The organism is Burkholderia sp. SIMBA_051, from assembly GCF_046534915.1.
Classification (GTDB): domain Bacteria; phylum Pseudomonadota; class Gammaproteobacteria; order Burkholderiales; family Burkholderiaceae; genus Burkholderia; species Burkholderia ambifaria.
The window spans coordinates 1-247 of sequence record NZ_JAWRXS010000679.1 but is presented as its reverse complement, the minus strand read 5'-3'; the positions used below and the strand labels follow the sequence as shown (position 1 = coordinate 247).

Genomic DNA, 247 nt, shown 5'->3' with positions numbered 1-247 from the left:
GCAACGCGATCACGATCGCGGCGAAGCAGACGGACCTCGCCTTCGCGGACGGCACCGGCACCGCGTCAAGCGTCGTCAACTGGAACTCGCGCAACCAGGTGCTGTTCACGACCGGCGACTACGTCGAGGCCGGCGGCGCGGTGGGCAACCTGCAGCTCGACGTGCCGGCCTACGCGGGCACCTTCACCGCGTTCGACGGCAGCCGCTGGCGCGTCGACGACGCCGCGTCGCTCGCCGCATACAACGA

At 70.4% G+C, this 247-nt stretch carries 1 protein-coding gene; it reads left to right on the top strand.

The annotated features are described in order from the left end of the window. A partial coding sequence (locus SB771_RS36190) for a hypothetical protein (RefSeq protein WP_410722184.1) occupies window positions 1-247 on the top strand: 247 nt, incomplete at both ends.